15 protein-coding genes and 1 pseudogene are annotated in these 22,057 nt (G+C 53.4%); 11 read left to right on the forward strand and 5 right to left on the reverse strand.

The features are described 5' to 3' along the window. Window positions 1-43: 43 nt before the first annotated feature. From C812_RS03190 to C812_RS03200, 3 genes are all read right to left on the reverse strand, one after another. A complete protein-coding gene (locus C812_RS03190; RefSeq protein WP_016311245.1) occupies window positions 44-1,531 on the reverse strand; it encodes a UxaA family hydrolase in 1,488 nt (495 codons plus the stop codon). After that, window positions 1,519-2,961, reverse strand: a complete 1,443-nt coding sequence (locus C812_RS03195; protein WP_016311246.1) for a tagaturonate reductase — start codon at window positions 2,959-2,961, stop codon at window positions 1,519-1,521. Before C812_RS03195 ends, C812_RS03190 begins: the two co-directional genes overlap by 13 nt. A 207-nt stretch (window positions 2,962-3,168) precedes the next feature. Further along, complete coding sequence (locus tag C812_RS03200) at window positions 3,169-4,200, reverse strand: LacI family DNA-binding transcriptional regulator (protein ID WP_016311247.1); 1,032 nt, start codon at window positions 4,198-4,200, stop codon at window positions 3,169-3,171. Between the two features lie 172 nt (window positions 4,201-4,372). Here C812_RS03200 and C812_RS03205 point away from each other — a divergent pair, with 172 nt between their 5' ends. Continuing rightward, entirely contained in the window at window positions 4,373-5,293 is a 921-nt protein-coding gene (locus tag C812_RS03205) for a dienelactone hydrolase family protein (RefSeq protein ID WP_016311248.1), read from the forward strand. A 39-nt stretch (window positions 5,294-5,332) separates the two neighbouring features. Here the strand turns inward: C812_RS03205 and C812_RS03210 are convergent, their stop codons facing one another. Beyond that, window positions 5,333-6,214: an AraC family transcriptional regulator gene (locus C812_RS03210; protein ID WP_016311249.1), complete on the reverse strand. Its 882-nt coding sequence runs from the start codon at window positions 6,212-6,214 to the stop codon at window positions 5,333-5,335. Between the two features lie 114 nt (window positions 6,215-6,328). Here C812_RS03210 and C812_RS03215 point away from each other — a divergent pair, with 114 nt between their 5' ends. After that, window positions 6,329-9,373 (forward strand): glycoside hydrolase family 2 TIM barrel-domain containing protein, encoded by a 3,045-nt coding sequence (locus C812_RS03215; RefSeq protein ID WP_016311250.1) that lies wholly within the window; start codon window positions 6,329-6,331, stop codon window positions 9,371-9,373. Between the two features lie 455 nt (window positions 9,374-9,828). Here C812_RS03215 and C812_RS03220 read toward each other — a convergent pair whose 3' ends face one another. Next, a complete protein-coding gene (locus C812_RS03220; protein WP_016311251.1) occupies window positions 9,829-10,743 on the reverse strand; it encodes a transposase in 915 nt (304 codons plus the stop codon). Between the two features lie 387 nt (window positions 10,744-11,130). Here C812_RS03220 and C812_RS03225 point away from each other — a divergent pair, with 387 nt between their 5' ends. The 9 genes and pseudogenes from C812_RS03225 to C812_RS03265 all read left to right on the forward strand — a co-directional run bounded on the left by C812_RS03225 (window position 11,131) and on the right by C812_RS03265 (window position 21,925). After that, window positions 11,131-11,565, forward strand: a complete 435-nt coding sequence (locus C812_RS03225) for a MarR family winged helix-turn-helix transcriptional regulator (RefSeq protein WP_379401793.1) — start codon at window positions 11,131-11,133, stop codon at window positions 11,563-11,565. 18 nt (window positions 11,566-11,583) lie between these two features. Further along, window positions 11,584-13,227 (forward strand): MDR family MFS transporter, encoded by a 1,644-nt coding sequence (locus tag C812_RS03230; protein WP_016311252.1) that lies wholly within the window; start codon window positions 11,584-11,586, stop codon window positions 13,225-13,227. Between the two features lie 405 nt (window positions 13,228-13,632). Beyond that, a pseudogene (locus C812_RS03235) lies at window positions 13,633-14,754 on the forward strand (serine hydrolase domain-containing protein). A 77-nt stretch (window positions 14,755-14,831) separates the two neighbouring features. After that, the gene (locus C812_RS03240; protein ID WP_016311254.1) at window positions 14,832-15,791 is read left to right on the forward strand and encodes a GNAT family N-acetyltransferase; all 960 of its coding nucleotides are present in this window, start codon (window positions 14,832-14,834) and stop codon (window positions 15,789-15,791) included. Between the two features lie 78 nt (window positions 15,792-15,869). Continuing rightward, window positions 15,870-17,162, forward strand: a complete 1,293-nt coding sequence (locus tag C812_RS03245) for an ABC transporter substrate-binding protein (RefSeq protein ID WP_016311255.1) — start codon at window positions 15,870-15,872, stop codon at window positions 17,160-17,162. A 12-nt stretch (window positions 17,163-17,174) separates the two neighbouring features. Further along, window positions 17,175-18,077, forward strand: coding sequence for a carbohydrate ABC transporter permease (locus tag C812_RS03250; protein WP_016311256.1), 903 nt, complete (start codon window positions 17,175-17,177; stop codon window positions 18,075-18,077). After that, a complete protein-coding gene (locus tag C812_RS03255; protein ID WP_016311257.1) occupies window positions 18,077-18,952 on the forward strand; it encodes a carbohydrate ABC transporter permease in 876 nt (291 codons plus the stop codon). The genes C812_RS03250 and C812_RS03255 overlap by 1 nt, the downstream gene beginning before the upstream one ends. Window positions 18,953-19,020: 68 nt before the next feature. Beyond that, complete coding sequence (locus C812_RS03260) at window positions 19,021-19,728, forward strand: PIG-L deacetylase family protein (RefSeq protein ID WP_016311258.1); 708 nt, start codon at window positions 19,021-19,023, stop codon at window positions 19,726-19,728. A 763-nt stretch (window positions 19,729-20,491) separates the two neighbouring features. Further along, window positions 20,492-21,925 carry a PfkB family carbohydrate kinase gene (locus C812_RS03265; RefSeq protein WP_341860316.1) on the forward strand — a complete coding sequence of 478 codons (1,434 nt, stop codon included), beginning with the start codon at window positions 20,492-20,494 and terminating at the stop codon, window positions 21,923-21,925. Window positions 21,926-22,057 lie beyond the last annotated feature (132 nt).

Raw genomic sequence — 22,057 nt, forward strand, 5'->3', positions numbered from 1 at the left:
CGTCCGGGCAATGGCTTTTTGGTGTAATTTGGGCGCGATCCGTTTATAAGGTAACTCCTGTTTTGAAAATTGCCAGTTCGCGGACCTCGTTCTGCTCGTTCCGAGTAGGTTGACCGCTGGCTACTGCAATGACGTATTGAATAAACTGCTCCAGCACTTCTTCCATCGGCGTATCCAACAAGACGCCGGCGTTGAAGTCCATCCAGTGCTTCTTCTTGGCGAACAGCTCGTTGTTCGTAGCCACCTTGACGGTGGGAACGAAGCTGCCAAACGGTGTCCCGCGGCCGGTCGTAAAGAGAACGAGCTGGCAATCGGCGGCGGCAAGCGCAGAGGAGGCGACCAGGTCGTTCCCTGGTGCCTGCAGCAGGCTGAGGCCTTTCTTGCGCAGCTTCTCACCGTATTTCAGGACGTCGACCACCGGGGCGGTCCCGGCCTTTTGCGTGCAGCCCAGCGATTTGTCCTCCAGCGTACTGATTCCGCCGGCCTTATTGCCGGGCGAGGGGTTTTCGTAGACGGGCTCGCCGTAGGATAAGAAGTATTGTTTAAAATCGTTGATAAGTGCAACAATTTGCTCGAACACCTCAGGACTTTCCGCGCGGGTCATTAACATCTGTTCAGCCCCAAACATTTCGGGAACCTCGGTTAGAATCGTAGAGCCGCCCTGGGAGATGAGAAAATCGGAAAAAGCGCCAAGCAACGGATTGGCCGTAATTCCGGAGAAGCCGTCCGAGCCGCCGCACTTGAGCCCAACGTTCAGCTCGCTGAGCGGCACCGGCTCTCTGCGATCGTTGCGCGCCGCTTCAACCAGCTCTTCCAGCAGTGTCAGACCGGCCTCAAGCTCATCCTCAACCTCCTGGGCCACCAGAAATTTGACGCGTTGCTCATCGTAATGCCCCAGCCTCTCCCGGAACTCGGAAACGACGTTATTCTCGCAGCCTAGTCCAAATACGAGAACGCCGCCTGCATTGGGGTGAAGCACGGCATCAGCGAGAATGCTGCGCGTCATGAGATGGTCTTCCCCAAGCTGCGAGCAGCCATAGGGGTGACTCAGCACGGTAATGTTATCGAAGGGACCAAGATCCGGGTGCTCCGCTTTAAAAGCGCGGATCATTTGCTCCGCGATTCCGTTCACGCAGCCGACCGTGGGCACGATGTACAGATCGTTGCGTATGCCGGTTTTTCCATTGGCCCGCCGGTATCCTTGAAAGGTCAAGGAACGCTTCGGATAAATGACGGGGTGCAGGTTCGGTTGATACACGTATTGCTCCTCGCCGACGAGGTTGGTTCTGATGTTATGCGTATGCACCCACTCGCCAGGAGCGATCGCGGTGACCGCATGGCCAATTGGGTAGCCGTATTTTGTAACGGACGAACCGGCGGGGATGGCGGTGAGTGCGATTTTATGGCCTTGAGGAATGTCCTGCGCCGCACAAACAGACTCCTCGTTAAGCTGGAGTTCCTCACCGGCTGTAATTGGCTGTAATGCTACCGCTACATTGTCACGCGGGTTCATTTTCATTAATCGTCGCATAAGCTCCCGCCTCCCAACCATTGTAGTGTCGCTCGGGCGCCAAAAGCGTCCAGCTTCCGCACATATTGCTCCAGGGTTCCCGCGAGTTCGGGAACGCTGGATAAATCCTGCCCCCACAGCTCCGTTTCCCGTAACAGGACCGGGATCGCTTCAGCGGGCTGTGACCAAGCTTGATCAAAGAGGGCCAGCACCTCCGGGCTGTCCTTTCGCGCAAGCCGATCTCCCCGATAACCAACCAGCAAGGCGGCCAAGGCCAGTGTAATTCGCTTTGGCAGCTCGCCCCGTTCCCGCTGGTAGCGTAGGAGCACAGGCAGCAGCCGGGTTTGGAACTTGGCGATGCTGTTTAGCGAAATCGAAGCCAGCTCGTGGCGGATAAACGGGTTCATGAAGCGCTCGCGTACAGCCTCGGCATAAGACAGCAGTCCGGCGCTAGGCAGATCAAGCATCGGAACGATCTCCTGCTCCATCAGTTCCTTGACGAACACAGAGAGATCCTCGTCGTTCATCACATCTTCGACCGTTGTTAGCCCGGCAAGCAAGCCCAACGCAGCCATGGCCGTGTGGGGACCGTTTAACAGATGAACCTTCTGCTCGCGGTACGGACGCAGGTCTTCGGTAAAGATGACGTTTAACCCCGCTTCGGTTAATGGCAGCCGTTCAGGCAGCCAGGCTGGGCCTTCAATCACCCACAGCAGGTAAGGCTCGGCGGTTACCATCAAATGGTCTTGATAACCGAGCTCTTGCGCCAGATGCTCTGCTTGCTGCTGCGGATATCCGGGAACGATCCGGTCTACGAGGCTGCAGCAAAAGGTGTTCTCCTGTTCGAGCCATTGGATGAACCCATCGCCAAGATCCCATTCAGCGGCGTAGCGCAGGACGATCTCGCGCAGCTTCTCGCCATTGCGGTCGATCAGCTCGCAGGGGATGATCGTAAATCCTGCTTTGCCCAGTTGATAGCGACGGTAGAGGAAGGCGGTCAGCTTACCGGGAAAGCTCCGCTGCGGTGCGTCCGTGAGACGATCCTCCGGGTTGTAGGCGATACCGGCCTCGGTCGTGTTCGAGGTGATGAATTGCAGCGAATCTTGCTCCGCTAAGGCAAGAAATTGTTCGTACTCGGTGTACGGACTGATCAATCGGCTGACAGAGTGAATGATCTCATGTTCGTTGATGACTTGCTGCTCGGCGATCCCGTTAATGAGTACCGTGTAAAGATGATCCTGCTTCGCATAATGCTCAGATACCGGGCTGCCCTGCGGCTTAATCATCACGATGCTACCTTGAAACCGGCCTTGCTTGTTCATCTGCTGCACCTGCCAGGCAGTAAAGGCACGCAGGAAGTTTCCTTCGCCGAACTGGATCATCCGTTCCGGATAGGCAGGCAAATCGGGAAATAAGGTTCGGGATAAGAGCGGATATTGCGGGGTGTCCATATTTTTAGCCTCCTTGGTATAGATGCTGAGGAGATTGTGAGATACCACACTTGCTTGCACACGTGAACATTGAGGAGTAGGGTGAGTTGCCTGGCTTGCCGAACAGGGCCAGGACAAACCCAATAAGCTTGCTAGTTGCGAGTCGAAGTCAGCCCTGTAGTGTAATGACTAACAGTCAGTAAGCATGATTCACTGTTCCAGTTTAGGTCAGGAGATCTTGGCCACGGACTGTCGAATCACCAATGCCGTTGGGACGAACAAGGTCTCGCTGGATGGTTCAGTTGGTTGTTCCTGATCCGATGCCCCTGGACCTGCAGGCTGCATTAGCTTGATCAGCTTGCGGGTTCCGAGTTCGCTGATATCGGCGACTGGCTTACGGATGGTCGTCAAGGAGGGGTTGGTGTATCCAGCGAACACAATATCGTCGAACCCGATCAGCGACACCTGATTCGGCACGTTCACCCCCCGTGCGAAGCAGGCGTTCATCGCCCCGATCGCCATATCGTCGTTCGCGCAAAATACCAACGTTGGCGGCTCCTTCAGATCCAGCAGCGCGTTCATCATCCGGTACCCGCTATCGATGCTGTAATCGCCGGCAACTTGATATTCAGCAGGGAGGGCAAGACCGTGGGCGAGCAAGCTTTCCAGAAAGCCTTGCTTTCGTTCTGTCGCAGACCGAAAGCCTGCTTTGCCTTCCATGATGGCCAGCCGCCGGTGGCCTTGGTCAATTGCATAGTTGATCGCCTCCCGCACACCTTCACGGTCATTGGCGACAACGTTCACAATGCCGGGATCATCCAGATAGCGGTTTAAGACAACAAGCGGGATTCCCGCCTGCTTCACATGGTAAATAAACGCATTGTCGGCGTCACTTTGGCTCATAACCAGGATGCCGTCGAAGCGGTACGGCGAAATGCCTTCCAAATGACGGATGCCGTCAATCCCGTGCACAGTAAGACTGTAGTTTTCATCCAGCGCATGATGAATGCCCTTGATTGCATCCACGAGGAAGCTGGCGGACGTTCCTTGATCGATGCTGGAGAAGAACAGTCCGATCGTGTACGTCCTTTTCATCACCAGACTTTTGGCGCTGACATTCGGAACATAATTCATCTCGGCGGCGATTTTTTCAATTTTCGCCCGCGTCTCCGGCTTAATCAGCGGGCTCCCGTTTAACGCCCGGGATACCGTGGTGTGGGATACTCCAGCCACGCGGGCAATGTCTTTAATCGTAATCATAGATCCTCAACTTTCGCAGGAATTCACATTAGTTTTCACGTTTTCATTCTATTCCCCAATATCTAAAAAAGTCAAGAAAAACAAGCAATGCACACGTGAAAATAAAATTTGCTCCAAATTGATTTTAAGCGCTATAATTATCGGTAAATTGTAACGGAGAGGATGAACGGATATGCACGTGAAGGAGCAGCGATCAAAGCTATGGGAGACGCTTGGGGAGTTGCCTTCCTTTGAAAGGCCGGTTTCCGCCCGGTTATTAAAGCGGGAGGAGTTTGACGGCTACGTGCTGGAGACTCTGCTGCTGGATTTAAACGGGCTGGAGGCGGTACCAGCCTTTTTCGCTAAGCCGCAGGAGGGGGAAGGTCCTTACCCGCTGGTTGTGTTTAATCACTCCCACGGAGGAAATTATGGAAACGGCCGCAAGGAGTTGATTCGCAGCAGCGGTTATCTACAAGAGCCGTCTTTTGCCAAGGTGCTGACTGGCTTAGGCTGTGCGGTATGCAGCATAGATATGTGGGGCTTCCATGAACGCAGCGGCAGGAGTGAAGGCGAGCTGGTTAAAGAAATGCTGTGGACCGGACGATCGTTATGGGGCATGATGATTTACGATAATTACCGGCTGATCGATTATATGTGCACCCGGGAAGACGTTGATCCGACGCGTATCGGGACGATCGGTATGTCTATGGGAGGGCTGATGGCGTGGTGGCTGGCGGCACTTGATGAACGGGTAAGCGTCGTCATTGACCTCTGCGGACAGGTTGATGCAGAAACGTTGATTGCGCGGCGCGGTCTGGAACATCACGGGTTTTATTACTACGTACCTGGGCTGCTGAAGCATTTTACGACCCTCGATATTCAAAAGCTCATCGTTCCCCGCCCCCGCCTCAGCTTGGTTGGCCGCAACGACCGGTTATGCCCGTTTGAAGGGGTGCAGCGGCTTGATCAAGGCTTACGTGAAGCCTACGCCGCCGCCGGGAAGGCAAACCATTGGCAAACCGTCATCACCGGCGGCGGCCATATGGAAACCGCGGAAATGCGTGCGGCGTGGCCGGAATTCATCGCTCAGCACTTGCTGCGTTCCGCGCCATAGGAAGAGTTCGCGCATGGAGCGGTCATCAGTCAACGATCATCAGCTGCTTTCCCGTCCGCGAAGCTCCTCCGACGGCAGCCGACCGAACTCGCGCTTGTACAGCCGAGCGAAATAAACCGGCTCCAAGCCGACATACGCCGCAGCTTGGCGAATCGTCATGTCGGGATGATCCAGGAGCAGATGACGGGCTGTTTTTAGTCGAATCTGATGAAGGTATTGCAGCGGCGTTAACCCCATCGCTTGCCTGAAGAGCCGGGTGAGTTGCTTTTGCGAGTAGCCGACGTGACCTGCCAGCCCGGCGATGGTAATCGGCCGATTTAGGTGGTCATGCAGGAAGCGAACCGCAACATCCACAACCGATGCTCGGTAGGAGGCGGGGGGAGCAGCGGGCGGTACCCATGGGGCGGCTGAATCCGCCTTTAGGCTCGTTTGTCCCGATGTATCCTTGAGGATGGCTAGAAATAACGAGTACAATAGCTCGGTCGTTCGCCAAGGGTCATGTTCGTTACCGGACAGCTGCCAGATGGCAAGCAGGCGATCTGTAAAAATTGAAATGTCTGAGAGCTGCATCAACCGCGGGGCATCTCCAAAGCCCCATCGGTTTAGCACCTCGCCGAAGTTTTCCAGCAACGTGACATACCCGACGAACCAAGGCCCCTCCCCGTAGGGCATATATTCATGAGCGCAGCCGGCGGGGATGTAGAGCAATTGGCCGGGGCGCAGAATGTCCCATTTGTCCTTGTTTACGTAGAGCCGGCGAAACTGTCCTGTACCAGAGATCGTTAAGAACAGCTGATGTGCCGAAAATCCCTTCATCCTCGTGAGCGGCGGCTGAATTTCCGTACCCACCGTATAAACGGATAACGGCAAAAGCTCGTTGCGGGAGGGGGTTAAATTACTTCTGAGCGGAAGCAGGTCCATGGGGAGTTCCTCCATTTTGTCCATTTTATCTGGTGGTTTGTCCGATTTGTGGCTTCCGCCCGATTATATCTCAACCCTATAATGAGAGCAAATCGTTTGGGGAGTGTGAAATAGGTGGAACTGAACCGTGAATGGGAAAATTTATCGTGTCTGCACATCGGCCGGCTGCCGGCCCGCGCCTCCTATATTCCGTATGAGAGCGCCATGACAGCCCGAACGGGAAAACGCGGACGCTCACCGCATGTTCAAACATTAAACGGAAGCTGGAAATTCCGCTATTATCGCAGCGTTCGCGAAGTAGACAGTCATTTCTATGAGACGGAAACGGATGTGAGCGGTTGGGACGATCTAATCGTGCCTTCTTGCTGGCAAACGAATGGGTATGATCAGCTGCATTATACGAACGTCAACTATCCGATTCCCTACGATCCGCCGTTTGTGCCGGATGACAATCCTGCGGGAACATATGTAAGGGATTTCAATCTGCCCGAAGCATGGACGAAGAAGCTGACGCGGATCGTATTTGAAGGTGTGAACGCCTGCTTTTACCTGTGGGTGAACGGCCGTTTTGTGGGTTACAGCCAAGGCAGCCGAATTCCGGCGGAGTTTGATCTTACGCCGTTTGTCGCGGCAGGACGTAACCGTCTCGCCGTGCTGGTATTGAAATGGTGCGACGGTACCTATTTGGAGGACCAGGATGTCTGGCGGTTCTCAGGGATTTATCGCGACGTTTATTTGCTGTCCCGGGATAATACGCATATCCGTGATGTGTTTAATCAACCGCTGTTATCGGACGATCTATCCGAAGGCAAGCTGCGGTCGGAGATTGAAACGACGGGGAGCCTGACGATTCAAGCGGAGTTGCGGGATCCTGCGGGCAAGCTGATTGGCCAAAAGGAGGCGCAAATCGACGGCAAAGGAGCGATGGAGCTGGACGTGCCGCAGCCTCAATTGTGGAATGCTGAGCAACCCCGGTTGTATGAACTGATTCTGACAGCGGGCCAAGAAGTGCTGCGCTTTCGGGTTGGCTTCAAAAAGGTGGAGATCACAGATGGCATCTTCCGCATCAACGGCCGCGCTGTGAAGCTGAAGGGAGTGAACCGCCACGATTCCCATCCTGAGCTGGGGCAGACCATTCCGGTGAACCATATGATTGCAGACCTGAAGCTCATGAAGCGGCATAACATTAACACGATCCGGACCTCGCATTATCCGAATGACCCGAAGTTTCTTGATCTATGTGATGAATTCGGGTTTTACATCATTGATGAAGCGGATCTGGAGTGCCATGGTGTGACCAGAACCGGTGAGCTCGAAGCAGGAGCTTTCCATAAGTTGTCGAACAATCCGGATTGGAAAGAAGCGTTCGTGGAACGGGCGGTTCGCATGGTCGAGCGGGACAAAAACCACGCCTCCGTCATCATCTGGTCCATGGGCAATGAATCCGGATACGGGGATAACCATATCGCCATGGCGGAATGGACAAAAGCGCGGGACGCCTCACGTTTAGTTCATTACGAAGGAGCGGATCCTCGGTATTACAGCAATTCGGACACGTCCTGCCTGGATTTGGACAGCCGCATGTACCCTTCAGTGAAGGAGATCGAGCGGTATGCCCTCGATGAGAACAGCACCAAACCGCTATTCCTTTGCGAATATAGCCATGCGATGGGTAACGGACCAGGCGATTTGCAGGATTACTGGAACGTAATTTATCGCTATCCGAAGCTGATGGGCGGTTGTGTCTGGGAATGGTGCGATCACGGGATTGCTGCGGAGACGCCGGATGGGCAACGTTATTATGCGTACGGCGGCGATTTCGGCGATCAGCCAAACGACGGGAATTTCTGCATCGACGGCCTGGTTTTCCCAGATCGTCGGCCACATACCGGTCTGCTGGAATTAAAGCAAGTCATTGCACCGGTGCTGATCGAGGCAGAGGATGTCGCTCAAGGCCGCTTCCGCGTACTGAACCGTTATGATTTCAGCAACCTGTCACACCTGGCGGTCAGCTGGAAGCTGGAGCAGGAAGGAGACGTGCTGCAGCAAGGGCGGTCAGGCTTGCTAACCGCTGCACCAGGTGAGACCGAGATCATCTCTCTTCCCTATGATCTGACGGTGGCACAGGAGGAGGGGACAGGGCCGCTCACCTTAACCTGCTCGGTCCGGCAACAGCTGGACACACCATGGGCGGAGGAAGGATACGAAATCGCCTTCTATCAATTTGAATTGCCGGGTGCGACTTCAGCGTTGGCCCACGAGAAGCTGCAAAGCGAGGGATACGCCGGCTTTATGACGATAGATGAACAAGACGGCATGCTTACGGTACGTGGGTTTGATTTCGAGCACGTCTTTGATCTGAAAAAAGGGATGCCGCAACAGGTATCGAAGCACGGTGTGCCGTTGCTTGCGAGTCTGGCTCGGTTTAACATCTGGCGGGCTCCGATGGATAACGATATGAACATCCGCAAGGAATGGGAAGCGGCGGGTCTTGATCATGCCGCAATGAAGGTATATGGGAGTCACTGGGAGCAAAAACCGGACGCTTCGGTCGAAATCCACGTTGACTTCTCGCTCGCCAGTTATATCTTCGAACCGTTCGTACGCGGCAACGCTGTATGGACAGTTGGGGTCACGGGCGAGATTCAGTTGAAGGTTCACGCCGAAGTGCGCGAGAATCTTCCATTCTTACCGCGCTTTGGCCTCGAACTGACCATGCCGAAGGGGACCGAAGAAATCGAATATTACGGCTACGGTCCGCATGAGAGCTACATCGACAAACGGGCAAGCGTACGAAAAGGCAAGTACTTGCTGTCGGTGGACGATATGTTTGAGAACTATGTGATGCCGCAGGAAACCGGTTCCCGCTACGGTACGGATTGGGCGATCGCCTCCACCGTTCAGGGCATGGGCTTGAAGTTCACGGCAGCCCAATCGTTCTCGTTCCAGGCGCTGCACTACACCGCCGAGGACCTGACAGCAGCGCAGCATACGTACGAACTCAAGCGCCGCCCCGAAACGATTGTCATGCTCGATTACCAAATGAGCGGCTCCGGCTCCGGCTCCTGCGGCCCGCAGCTCGCAGAGCCTTACCGTTTCGCCGAGAAGTCGTTCGATTTTGAGCTAACCATCCAGCCGATATTTAAGGAAGAAGAATAGAGATAACGTATAGTTGGCGTAAATAACCGTTCCCTGGCTAAAGCAGCTGGGTGAGCGGTTATTTCTTACTGCGGGGGAGGAAGAGGTGGTCTATCCGATCCCCCCTTTTGAAGGATTATCCCGTTGCATCAGGTGGTGAATAAAGAGAAGGAGTAACCGTAAGTAAAATTAGAAAAAGAAAAAGCAAAGAAGAGTAAGAAGCCCCAAAGTTAAAATTTAAAAGGAGTAGATATATAGAAAAGGAGTAAACATAGATATTGATATTTTTTTGTATATGAAAATATGGATCAAAAAGTAGATTTCGATATAGATCATAATACATATAAATAATGTATATTAAAGTAAATATTTAGATGATTAATCAGATATAGATTCGAGTGCAAATCTGCATGCTGAATTACGGATTCTCCCGATGCCTGTTGTGCCGAGAGATTAAGCAGCCGTTGCAAGATGGTTTAAGCTGCGGTTGCAATGGACGGATGGTTCCGATGATGTGCGATTAACTGGCGGTAAGGGATGGCAGGAATGGACAAGCACATCTGCAGCAGATTTTGGCGTATCTCTTCCTCGGAACAAGTCATGCGCAGGTAACGGCGGACGGTGTATTCATTCAAATACGCCTGCAAATGCGTTATTCCCAGCGCGACATACGTGCGTCGGATCGAGTCTCTTGCTTGTCGTACGACTCTCCGCAAGGGCAGATACATCCGATAAACGAAAGGAAACCACCGCTTGGTTGAGGTATGTTGTCCATCGACATACTTGTTGATGAATGCCTCAAGATCGCTCCGGTCAGCCTGTTGCTCGCCCCCTCCTCTTTTGTGCGGAATCAGTTGAATCTTCACTCGCTCGGGTTCACCAGTCTCCGTGACCGTGCAGCCGGTAACAACCGCGGTGGCATAAGGTTGACAAGCTGGATGAAAGCGTCTGGTATCCGTGCCATACTGATCGCGGCTTACCTTTACTTCTCCAGAGAGCAAAACCTTCGCCTCACATTCGCCGAGGGTATGACGGATTTTGTGCAGCATGAGCCAAGCGGTCTTGTAGGTCACTTGGATTACCTGACTCAACCGCAGCGCCGAGATGCCATCCGGGAGCAGAAACAGCTCCAGTGCTTGAAACCATTTCACCAAAGGCAGATGGGTTCTTTCAAAAATGGTGCCGACCAAAGGCGAGGCTTGATAACTGCATCTTCCACATTCAAATAAAGGAATATGTCGAGTGGACAGACGGGTGCTCTCGGTATAAGCACAGCGCGGGCAGACGAAGCCATTTGGCCATTTCATCGCGATAATCGCCTCGATACAGTCGGCTTCGCTTCGAAAACGGCTGCTAAAAGATTGAAGCTCTGAACTCGTACTGATCTCCATGTCTGATCCCTCCACCAATCAGAAATACGCACATTTGTTCTCTTTTTTATCATTATACCAAACGTATGTTCGTTTATCAAGAAAAATATTCCAAACCCCATCTTTTTCTAAAAAGGTCGGATGAAATGATCCCCTATAAATTAAATGAATAAATCCCCAATTACTGAACGAAAGGGATAATGGTGCAAAAGGGGCGCGCAAAGGAAGGACAGGGTATACAACATTTTGCATTTTGTGTTGCCAAAAAGTATATTTGGACGAAAGCTTGACGCGAAAATTATTAAGGAGTATATTATTAACCGCTAAAATATTTAAGTAGTAAAGTAATTAAATTGTGAAATTAATCGAATCGAACGGCTCAAGGCAGGGAGGAGGAGAGAAACGTTGGTGAAAAAAGAAGAGCTGTTCGAAGTTACCTCGATGTTTCGAATGCTGTTCAAGGCGATCACCCAGGAGTGGAACAAACGCGGGGGCGAGTTTAATCTTAGTTTTCCGCAATATAAGATGCTCTACATGCTCAATACTTCCGGGACGCATACCGTATCACAGATTGCAGAGAGCTTGGGGATTACCTCGGCAGCCATCACGGGAATTACGGACCGGCTGGTCACGGAAGGATATGTGAACCGTGAACGCGGGGAGAACGACCGCCGGGTTGTCAACATCTCGATTACCGATCGGGGGAGAGAAATCATGAATCAGATCACCGAGCGGCAGAAGGAGATGCTCGAGGGGATTTTTGATCAGTTGCATGAGGAAGATCTACAGCATTTGCGGCGAATTCTTGGCGTGGTGCTTGCAAATATAGAAAATAAATCATAATGGAGATGGAGAAACTACATGGAACATTTATCACTGAAACGTAAAGTTTCGATCATGATCGCCATCATGGCAGCGATGTTCTTCGCCGCCATTAACCAGACGATCGTGAGCACAGCCATGCCGCGAATCATTTCGATTCTGGACGGCATGGACTATTATACTTGGACGATTAACATTTACTTGCTGACGTCCACAATTGCTACTGTCTTGGTCGGCAAGTTGTCCGATATGTACGGGCGGAAGCCGTTCCTATTGATTGGGATATTGCTCTTTATGGTGGGCGCATTTATGACGGGGACATCTTCGAACGTGTTCCAGTTCATCGCCTACCGCGGGATTCAAGGGATCGGTGCCGGGATTATCCAATCGACGGCCTTTACGGCTGTAGGTGACTTGTTCCCGCCGCGGGAACGTGGGAAATGGATGGGTCTGATGACCGCGATTTTCGGCTTCTCGAGCGTGCTCGGCCCAACCTTGGGCGGTTACCTCGTCGATCACATGGATTGGCACTGGCTGTTCTGGATCTTCCTGCCGCTGGGCATCGTTGCATTTATTATGATTTTGTCGCTGTTTCCAAAAATGGAACGCGGCAGCTCCCAAAGTATCGACTATGTCGGCTCGCTATTCATGACGACGACGATTGTGCCGCTGCTGTTGGCCTTCTCTTGGGCCGGAACAACCTACGCTTGGGGTTCGACGCAAATCATCGGCCTGCTTGTGGCCTCGGTCGTATCTGGTTTGATCTTCGTATTCGTGGAACTAAAGGCGAAAAATCCGATTTTGCCAATGCATTTGTTTAAAAACGATGTGGTGACGATTTCGAATATTATCGGTTTTATTATGAACTTCGGGATGATGGGCGCCCTGATTTATCTATCGTTCTTCGTACAGGGCGTGTTGGGCATTTCGCCGACTTATGCGGGCTACGTAACGATGCCGATGTCTATCGTCATGGTTGTCGCGAGTGCTATCACTGGTCAAATGATTGCTAAGAAAGGGAAATACAAACAGTTTGCCTTGTTTGGCGTTCCGATCATGATCGCCGGGATGGTCATTATGATTTTCATGAACAGTGTACCGGTTGCCATTCTTAGTATGATCGTATTTGGTTTAGGCCTGGGCGTTGGGATGCCGGTGTTCTCGCTGGCTACGCAAAATGCCGTGCCGCATAAAGAGCTGGGCGTCGTTACTGCATCGACGCAATTGTTCCGTAACCTTGGCGGTACGATTGGGATCGCCGTGATGGGGACGGTAATGTCCAACAACTTGACGAAAAACCTGAAAGAGGCGCTGCAATCCTCGTCTGCACCGGATATGAGCCAGATGGACCCGCAAGTAGTTCAGCAAATGACGGCTTTCGCGAATCCACAGACGTTGATGAACAAACCGCTGCTGGAGCAAACGCAAGCTAGTTTGCCGGCCGATGCACAGCCGCTGTTTGCGCAGATGATTCAAGGCATCCGTGATGCCTTGGGAACGACGTTGTCTACTGTATTTTTAACAGGTACATTGGTGCTCGTTGTGGCCTTCGTGCTGGTCTTCTTCCTTCGCGAGCTGCCGCTTCGTTCCTCGAACCAGGCACCAACTCCTCAAAGTGCTAAAGAGGGCGGAGAGGAAGGTGCGGTGCAAGCTGCACAAGCTTCGGCTCCGCATCAAGCTTAAGTAGAAAATTTTCTATGTAAGTCATAGCTGTTAAGGCAAGCCAGAGTTCTCGCATTTCGGATGCGAGAACTCTGGCTTTTTGCGTTAAGTTGATGTGAGAAAAACGTGGCGAAAAATGTTGATTAAAGAGAAGTATTGGACAATTTTGCGGAATTAAATTTCAAAATATATTTTCTTATTGAAATAAAATTTCAACGTCTTTATAATTGCCCTAAGAGCAAAACTATCAGCTGATTTAAGAGAGCGGGGGTGGTGAACATGCCGGTACAAATCAGTTGGCCTCCATCGTAGAAAAATGCCTTCTGTCTATACCGGATTACACGGGTAAGCTCCCGTACGTAAGGCTAAGGAGGGGTGCAGATGAGCGAAGTGAACTGGCTCGAGGATACGGAAGCGGCGGAAGCCATGGGACTGGACCCGGCCCGAGTCCCATGGATCGGGAACACGCTGCGCGAAGCGGTGAGCGCAGGGGAGACTCCCGGCGGAGTTGCGGTCGTGTCCCGGCGCGGCAGGCGCATTCGCTTCGCCTGCGGCAACGCCATGGATGACGACACCGGGCAGACGCCGGTCTCGTTTAAGACGATCTTCGACTGCGCCTCGCTGACGAAGATCGTGGTGACGCTGCCGCTGACCTTGCTGCTGGCCGAACGAGGCCAGCTGCGGCTGGATGATCCGGCAGCGATATATCTCTCGCCCCTGGCCGCCGCAGAAGCGAAGCGGCGGTCAGGGACGAGGGGAGAGCAGATGACGCTTCGGCATCTGCTCACGCACACGGCGGGCCTGGCACCATTCTGCGATCTGCACTCCCACGGCTTCAGCCGGGAGGAGATCGTGGACTACATTTGCCAGGCTCCGCCGGAGGCAGCCCCGGGCGCTAGGGTGGTGTATAGCGACCTGGGCTATATTTTGCTTGGCGAGATCATCGCCAAGGTAGCGGGACGCCCGCTGCCGGAGCTGGCGGCAGCGGAGTTGTTCACGCCGCTGGGCCTTGCGTCCAGCGGCTACCTCACGGCGCCGGCGCCGGAGGTGCGCCGGCGTCTCGCCTCAACCGCCGAGCCTGGCACGGCGGTTGGCGCGGGCCCCGCGGGCGTTCCCGTCCACGACGAGAACGCCCGGGCCCTGGCCGGCGTCAGCGGGCACGCCGGCCTGTTTGCCACCGCGGACGATCTGGCATCGTACGCGGAGCTGTGGCTCGGCCGCGGCTACAGTGCCGCCGCCGGCCGGAGAGTGCTCTCGGCCGCGGCGGTGGAAGCCGCCACGCGGCCGTGCACGGACGGCGTGCCGGGCGGCTGCCGCGGCCTCGGCTAGGTGCTGCGCGGCGATCCGTTTGACGCCGCCGGCGACCTGCTCTCCCCGGTGGCCTACGGCCACACCGGGTTCACCGGCACCAGCCTCTACATCGATCCCGAACTGGAGCTGGCTTGCGTCCTGCTTACCAATCGCGTTCATTACGGGAGGGATCGATCCGTGGCCGGCTTGCGTGCCAAGTTTCACAACACGGTTGCCGCAGCGATTGCTGATGCATAGCAACTGCGGCAACAGGGACCGTTGATCGCGAAGTTTATTTCAAAATAGTTCAACGCTACAGAACAGGAGGGATCATCATGGGACAAATCGCAACCCGGGGGTACCGGCCTGGCGACGAAGGGCCGCTGGTCGAGCTTTGGAACCGCGTGCTGCTCCTCGACCCGGTGACGGCGAAGCGATTCCGGAATTTGGTGCTGCTGGACGCCAACTTTGATCCAGAAGGCCTGCGTCTCGCCTTCGACGAGACGGATCGGCTGGTTGGCTGCGTTTATGCGGTGCGCCGGCAGCTTCCGATGAGCGGCACAGAGCTGGAGCCGGAGAACGGCTGGATTCCATTCTTCTTCGTGGATCCCAGGTTTGAACGGCAGGGCGTGGGCAGCCGGTTGCTGCTTGAAGCTGAACGCTTCTTACGCGAGCACGGCCGCACGAAGCTGTTTTTCGCTTCCTACGCCCCGAACTACATCGTGCCCGGCATCGACGCAGCGGGATACCCGAAAGGAGCGGCATTTCTACAAAAAAACGCCTTTACCAAACAGTACTCCGCCGTTGCGATGGATTACAGCCTGGTGGGTTATGAAACTCCGCCCGAGGTCGAAGCGCTGAAGCGGCAAAGGGAGGAGGAAGGTTATACTTTTCGCACGGCGCAGGATAGTGATTTGACGGAATTAATCCGCTTTAATCTGGAGATTTTTAATCCGGACTGGGCTCGCGCGATCCGTGAAGGGATTCTTCAAGGGTTGCCGCTGGAGCAAATTTTAGTGGCCCGTGAGTGCGGCCGGCTTGTCGGCTTCTGCCTGTTTGGCGGGTACGAAGGGATTCGCGAACGATTTGGGCCATTTGGTGTTCATCCGGATCAACGCGGCCGGGGCATCGGCAAAATTCTACTCCATCACTGCCTTCACACCATGCGCGCCCACGGGCTGCACGGAGCCTGGTTTCTCTGGACCGGCGAGCAGAGCCCGGCAGGGCACCTGTACAAACAAACCGGTTTTTCGGTGACAAGAACCTTCGACATCATGGTCAAGACCCTCGCATAAACACCTCATCCGCTTTGCGTAAAAACAGAACAGCCACAAGCAAACACGATCCTAAGTCCGATCCTGGGAGGGAGAAACGTGAAAAAAACGTTTATTTGGCTTTTAACGATCGTCTGCGCCATCGGCATGACCGCCTGTTCATCCGGCAACAACGCGAGTTCCTCCTCGAAAGTGACCCTCACCTTGCTCTCGCATTATACCGGTGAAAACGAGAATTTCCTCAAACCTTACATCGAACAATGGAACAAAGAGAACCCCGACATCCAGGTGAAGCTGACGCCGGTCGAATTTGACCAACTGCTCAGCACGATGATGACCAAGCAGACCGCCGGTCAAGTGGCTGACATTGTCCATACGTACACCTTATGGGGCGGACAGCTATCCAAGAATAAGGTGCTGGCTCCGGCACCGGAGGATGTTGCGGCTGACATCAGAGAGAATTACCCCGAATCCGCCGTGGCTGCAGCAACGATCGACGGGCAAATCTTTGGTTATCCGACCGAAGTGCAGGCATATGGTCTGTTCTACAACAAGCGGTTGCTGAAGGAAGCAGGTTTTGAAGCACCGCCGAAAACGTGGGATGAATTGCTGCAAATGGCTTCGGCCATCGAGCAGAAAGACAAGGACGGCAAAACCACCGTACAAGGTTTTGGCTTCTTGCGAGGTTATGCCGGTAAAGTTGTCCAGCCATTTATGGGCCTGCTGGCTACAGCCGGAGGCACGCTGTTAAGCGAGGATTTAAGCAAGCCGAATCTCGACAGTGAAGCTGCGAAGCAAACGATCGACCTCTATTCGAAGGTTTACGGGAGTAACGGAATCTCCGACATCGGGTTCGAAACGACCAAGGCGTTTGGCGCCGGTCAAGTGGCAATGACAATTGAGGCCGGCTGGTGGGCGGGTTCCCTAAAAACGCTCATGAAAGACAGCTTCGTCGACGTAGGTGCAGCCCCGCTGCCTTCACCGGACGGTCAAACTCAAGGCTCGTTGGCCTATACCTGGGCCTGGGGCGTCAACTCTAAGTCGAAGCATCAAGAAGCGGCGTGGAAGTTCCTCAAGTGGTTTAACTCGGTGGAGGTGAAGAACGGAATGACGCCGGAAGGGAACTTCCTGATCGAAGGCTTTAATACGGTACCAGCGCGCAAAACCGATCTCGCCTCGCAGACGATCCAAGACAAGCTGGCCGCCGACCCGATCGCCAAAACGTTCTCTGATGCGCTGCAATACGCCAATCCTGAACAAAGCCCGGCCACCGCTTCGGAAATCCAGGACATTTTGTATAAGCAGATAGAAAATATGTGGGCAGGCAAAGCCACGAAGGAAGAAGTGCTTGAAAATGCCCAGAGGGATATCCAGGCGAAGCTGGGACAATAAGGGGACCGGCCAATGAAACAGAAGCTAGGTTTAGCATATCGAGAAGGCTTGGTTGGTTATTTGTTCCTGACGCCGGTGTTTGTGTTTTACGCGATCTTCCTGGTGATCCCGTTTATATTCTCCCTGTTCCTCAGCTTTACGGAATGGGGCGGCTTTGACCTTGCATCGATCCGGTGGGTAGGTTTAGCCAATTACCGTACATTGTTTTCAGCGAATTCCACCTTTCTGCATCCGATCTTGACCAACACATTCACGTTTGCGTTTGGCACGGTAGCGATTTCGTTTGTCTGTGCATTGGCAGTCGCCTACTTCATCACCCGTCTGCGTTGGGAAGGGCTATGGCGAACGCTGTACTTTCTGCCGTCGGTCACAACGGTTGTCGCCATCGGCAACATTTGGCTGTACCTGTACAACCCAACAAATGGGTTGATCAACGAAATGTTCACCTGGGTAGGTATCCCTCGGCAAAACTTTCTGCAAGACCCCAACACCGCGCTGACGTCGGTTATTGTGGTTGGAGGCTGGCTCGGGATCGGCAGTTCCATGCTGATCCTGTCCGCCGGACTCAAAGCCATACCGGAGGACTACTACGAGGCTGCGGATCTGGAAGGGGGAAGCTTGTGGAAGGTGTTCCTCGGGATTACGCTGCCGCTGCTGAAGCCATCCATCACCTTCGTACTGATCACCTCGTTTATCGGCGGGCTGCAGTCGTTTACGTTGACCATGGTCATGACGCGCACCGGAGGTCCGGGCGATGCTACCAATGTTGCAGGTTTGGAGATGTATAAGCAGGCGTTTTCCTTTGGTAACTGGGGCCTTGCCAGCGCGATGGCGTTTGTGTTGTTCGTGTGCATCATGATCATTACGGCGATCCAAATGCGATTTTTAAGACAGGGAGGGGTGGAGAGCTACTAATGCGACGGAGAAAAAAGCCTTGGGTTTCCTTCACCATCATCGTCATTGGCTCGATCGCGATGCTGTTCCCTTTCCTGGATATGATCTTCAGCTCGTTTAAAGGGCCGGCGGAGTATAACAGCTTGTACTACCGCTTTTTACCGGAGACGTTCCAGTTCGGCAACTACAAACTGGCGTTTGAATCGTTAAACATCGGGTTGCTGTTCAAAAACAGCCTGCTCAAATCCGTTATCACCACCATTTTGGTGCTCCTGACGAGCTCGATGGCGGCGTATGCGCTGACGAAACTGCGGTTTCGCGGACGGGATGGGATCTTTCGGTTTATTTTGTCGACGATGATGATTCCGAGCTTTCTGTTCTTTATCCCGAACTTTTACATCATGACGCATTTTCCATTGGTAGGTGGTAACGATCTCTTTGGTAACGGGGGCGTAGGCGGGATGACGACGTCGATCCTGTCCTTGATACTCCCCTTTGCGGTAAGTGCGTACGGCATATTCCTGATGCGGCAGTTTATTATGACGATCAATAACGCTTACCTGGAAGCTGCCCGTATTGATGGTGCATCAGAGTTCCGTATTTATTTTCGGCTCATTTTGCCGATGACGGGACCTGCGTTAGCGACTCTGGCGATTTTTGAATTTATCGGGCAGTGGAACGAGTTCATTTGGGCGTTAATTATTAACTCAGTCAATCCGGAATTGGCGGTCTTACCTGTTGGCGTTCAAATGCTGAAGGATCATCTGGATCCTACTTTAACCCAACCGCTTCTGATGGCAGGACTTGTCATCTCAACGGTGCCAATTCTCATCGTGTTTATCATTCTGCAAAAATATTACGTTCGCGGCATGATGAACTCAGGGTTGAAAGAATAGGCATGGCGAGTATATAGGTTTGCAAACGGTTTGCGAACAATACTACGACTTGAAGGGAGATTCTAATTATGGAAATGGATAAGCCGCAACATATTTTGGCCATCGGAGGACATGCCGGAGATATGGATTTAACAGCGGGGGCTGTGATTGCAAAATACGTACAGGCGGGGCATAAAGCGACCTTCCTGCACTTGACGCCAGGCGAGAAGGGGCATCCTAAGCTGTCCCCAGACGATTATGCGAAGCAAAAAATCGAAGAGGCCCACCGTTTCGCCGAAATCGTTGGGGCCGACGTACGGTTTCTTGCCTACAAGGATGCGGAGCTGCCAGTTGATGAAGAGGTGAAATATCAGGTTGCGGATGTCATCCGCGAAGTGAAGCCGACGCTTCTTATTACGCATTGGAAGGGCTCGATGCATAAAGATCATTCGAACACACACTACATCGTTGAGGATGCCCGGTTTTATGCGGCGCTGAAAACGATCGAACGGGCGCTGCCCAATCACTACCCCGGCCCGGTCTATTATGCCGACAACTGGGAGGACCCGTACGACTTCCAGCCGGAGGTGTTCGTGGATATTCCGGATGAAGCCTATGAAACGTGGGTCAAAGCGATGAATGTATACGCTTATGCTCGCGGTGAAACATCCGGCTTCCCCTTCATCGAATACTACAAAGCGTTGACCATCGTGCGCGGGGCGCCGGTTGGGTTCAAGCGGGCTCAAGCGTTTATGGTTCCGCCTGGCGCATTAAACAAGCGGGTACAGTTTTTATAGTATTACACATGCCGACCGGGGCCTTAGGGTCCCGGTTGTTTGTTCACCGTGCATTGTATTGCACCTTTAATGTGTCATTGATGTACCTTTACTGTGACTGTAACAGAATCTGAACCTGAACCTGAATCTGAATCTGAACGTGCACCGCACCTACACAGTACCTTTTGCCTTCGGAGCCCTCTTTTCCACCATTATCCCGTTGGTTCAGGAGTGTATTTGGTTCAGGCGGTGGAGGGGATTGTTTTGTTTGAGTTATGCTTTAGTTAAATCAAATCAATCGAACGATTGGAATCTACTTCAACCTGATTAAGATACATAATGATGTAAAAATGGGGGATGACCATAAGGTCGCAGCCCGCTGATTGAAGGGGATAATGGTGGAAAAGGACCTGAATTCAAAATGACCGGGGCCTAGGGGGCGCGATTGTTTTGTTACTAGGAACCTTTTGCCCGCTGGCCCCTCTTTTCCACCATTATCCCGTTGGTTCAGGAGTGTATTTGGTTCAGGTGGTGGAGGGGATTGTCTTGTTTGAGTTATGCTTTATTAAATCAATTCAATCGAACGATTGGAATTTACTTCAACCTGATTCAGATACATAATGATGTAAAAATGCGAGGGATGACCATAAGGTCGCAGCCCTCTGACTGAAGGGGATAATGGTGGAAAAGGACCTGGACAACGATGAGATAGCAACTTGCTGAAAGGACGCATCTGGCATAAACTTGAGGGCAGAAACCAAGATAAGGGCGGATAGTTATGAAAATGACGCAACCTAAGGTGGCTGTGATCGGCAGTTTGAATATGGATATTGTGGTGGAGGCGCGGCAGATTCCACAGATCGGGGAGACTCTGCTGGGCGATCGGGTTCGCTTTATTCCGGGAGGTAAAGGGGCAAATCAGGCGGTTGCCGCAGCCCGTTTGGGGGCGAGTACCTCGATGATTGGTGCGGTTGGAGCGGACAATTTTGGAGAGGATCTGCTGGCCGCCCTGCGTAAGGAAGGTGTTGATGTCAGCGGCGTCAAGAGGCTGGCCGATACGGCAACGGGCGTTGCTTCGATCTACGTTGCCGATGGTGATAACAGCATTCTGGTTGTTCCCGGAGCTAACGACCAAGTGACTCCGGCGGATATCGATCAGCATTTGGACAAGCTGAAGGAAGCCGATATCGTACTGCTCCAGCTGGAAATTCCGGTGCAAACCGTATTCTATGCAGCGCGGATCGCCAAATCGCTGGGCAAGAAGGTGATTTTGAACCCTGCCCCGGCTCGAGAACTTCCACAGGAGATTTACGGGTATATCGACTATATCACGCCGAATCGTACGGAGTTGGTGCGGTACGCCGGGATAGGGGCGAGCATGACGGATGCGACGGACACAACGGTGGCGACAGACGCGACGGGCACAACAGTGGCAACGGACGTGACGGACATGTCGAGTCCATCGAGCGCATTGAACAAGTCGAACACAGCGCACACAACGCACACGAACAGCGACTTTATCCGCATGGCGATGCAACGACTGAAGGAACTAGGTGCGGCCCAGGTTGTAACGACGTTAGGCGCCGAAGGATCGGCGTTTTTGGATGAGGTTGGGGAAGTTCGGACTGTGGCGGGACATGTTGTTTCTGTCGTGGACACGACAGGGGCCGGCGACTGTTTTAACGCTGCGTTGGCTATCGCTCTCGTTCAGGGACAAAGCCTGAAGGAGGCGATACAATATGCATCGCAAGCTTCCGCGCTGGCCGTGACGAAGTTCGGCGCCCAGGCAGGCATGCCAACGGCTGACGAAGTGCGGCAATTTGCGAAGACTGGCTCATCCCGCCCGACAACGACGCTTGGAGAGCAGATCCGGGTCAAACGGATCTACGAACCACCGGCTCCCGAAGACGGCTATCGCATCCTTGTGGATCGTCTGTGGCCGCGCGGGATGGCCAAGGCCGATGCGGCGATTGACGAGTGGATGAAGGGGATCGCCCCGAGCCCGGAGCTGCGCAAGGAATTCGCGCACCGAATGGAACGGTATGCGGATTTTAGCGCCAATTACCTGCGGGAATTGAGTAGCCGCCCGGAATGTGCTGTACTCGCGGACCGGATCCGCGATATCGCGCGTGAACGTCCGGTCACCTTGCTGTATGCCGCCAAGGACCCGGTGTATAATCACGCGAACGTGCTAAGGCGTTGGCTGATAGATGAGTAAATCAAAAAGCTGCTCCCTCGCTATAGAAGCGAAGAAGCAGCTTTTTTTCGCGAAAGGAATTGCTGCTAGGTGACCGCTGTGCTGTCAGCTCTCCTGCAAAAACCGGAACCCCTTGTGAACTCCATCCCCGGC

Origin of the sequence: Paenibacillus barengoltzii G22 (genome assembly GCF_000403375.2) — a bacterium.
Taxonomy (GTDB): Bacteria; Bacillota; Bacilli; order Paenibacillales; family Paenibacillaceae; genus Fontibacillus; species Fontibacillus barengoltzii.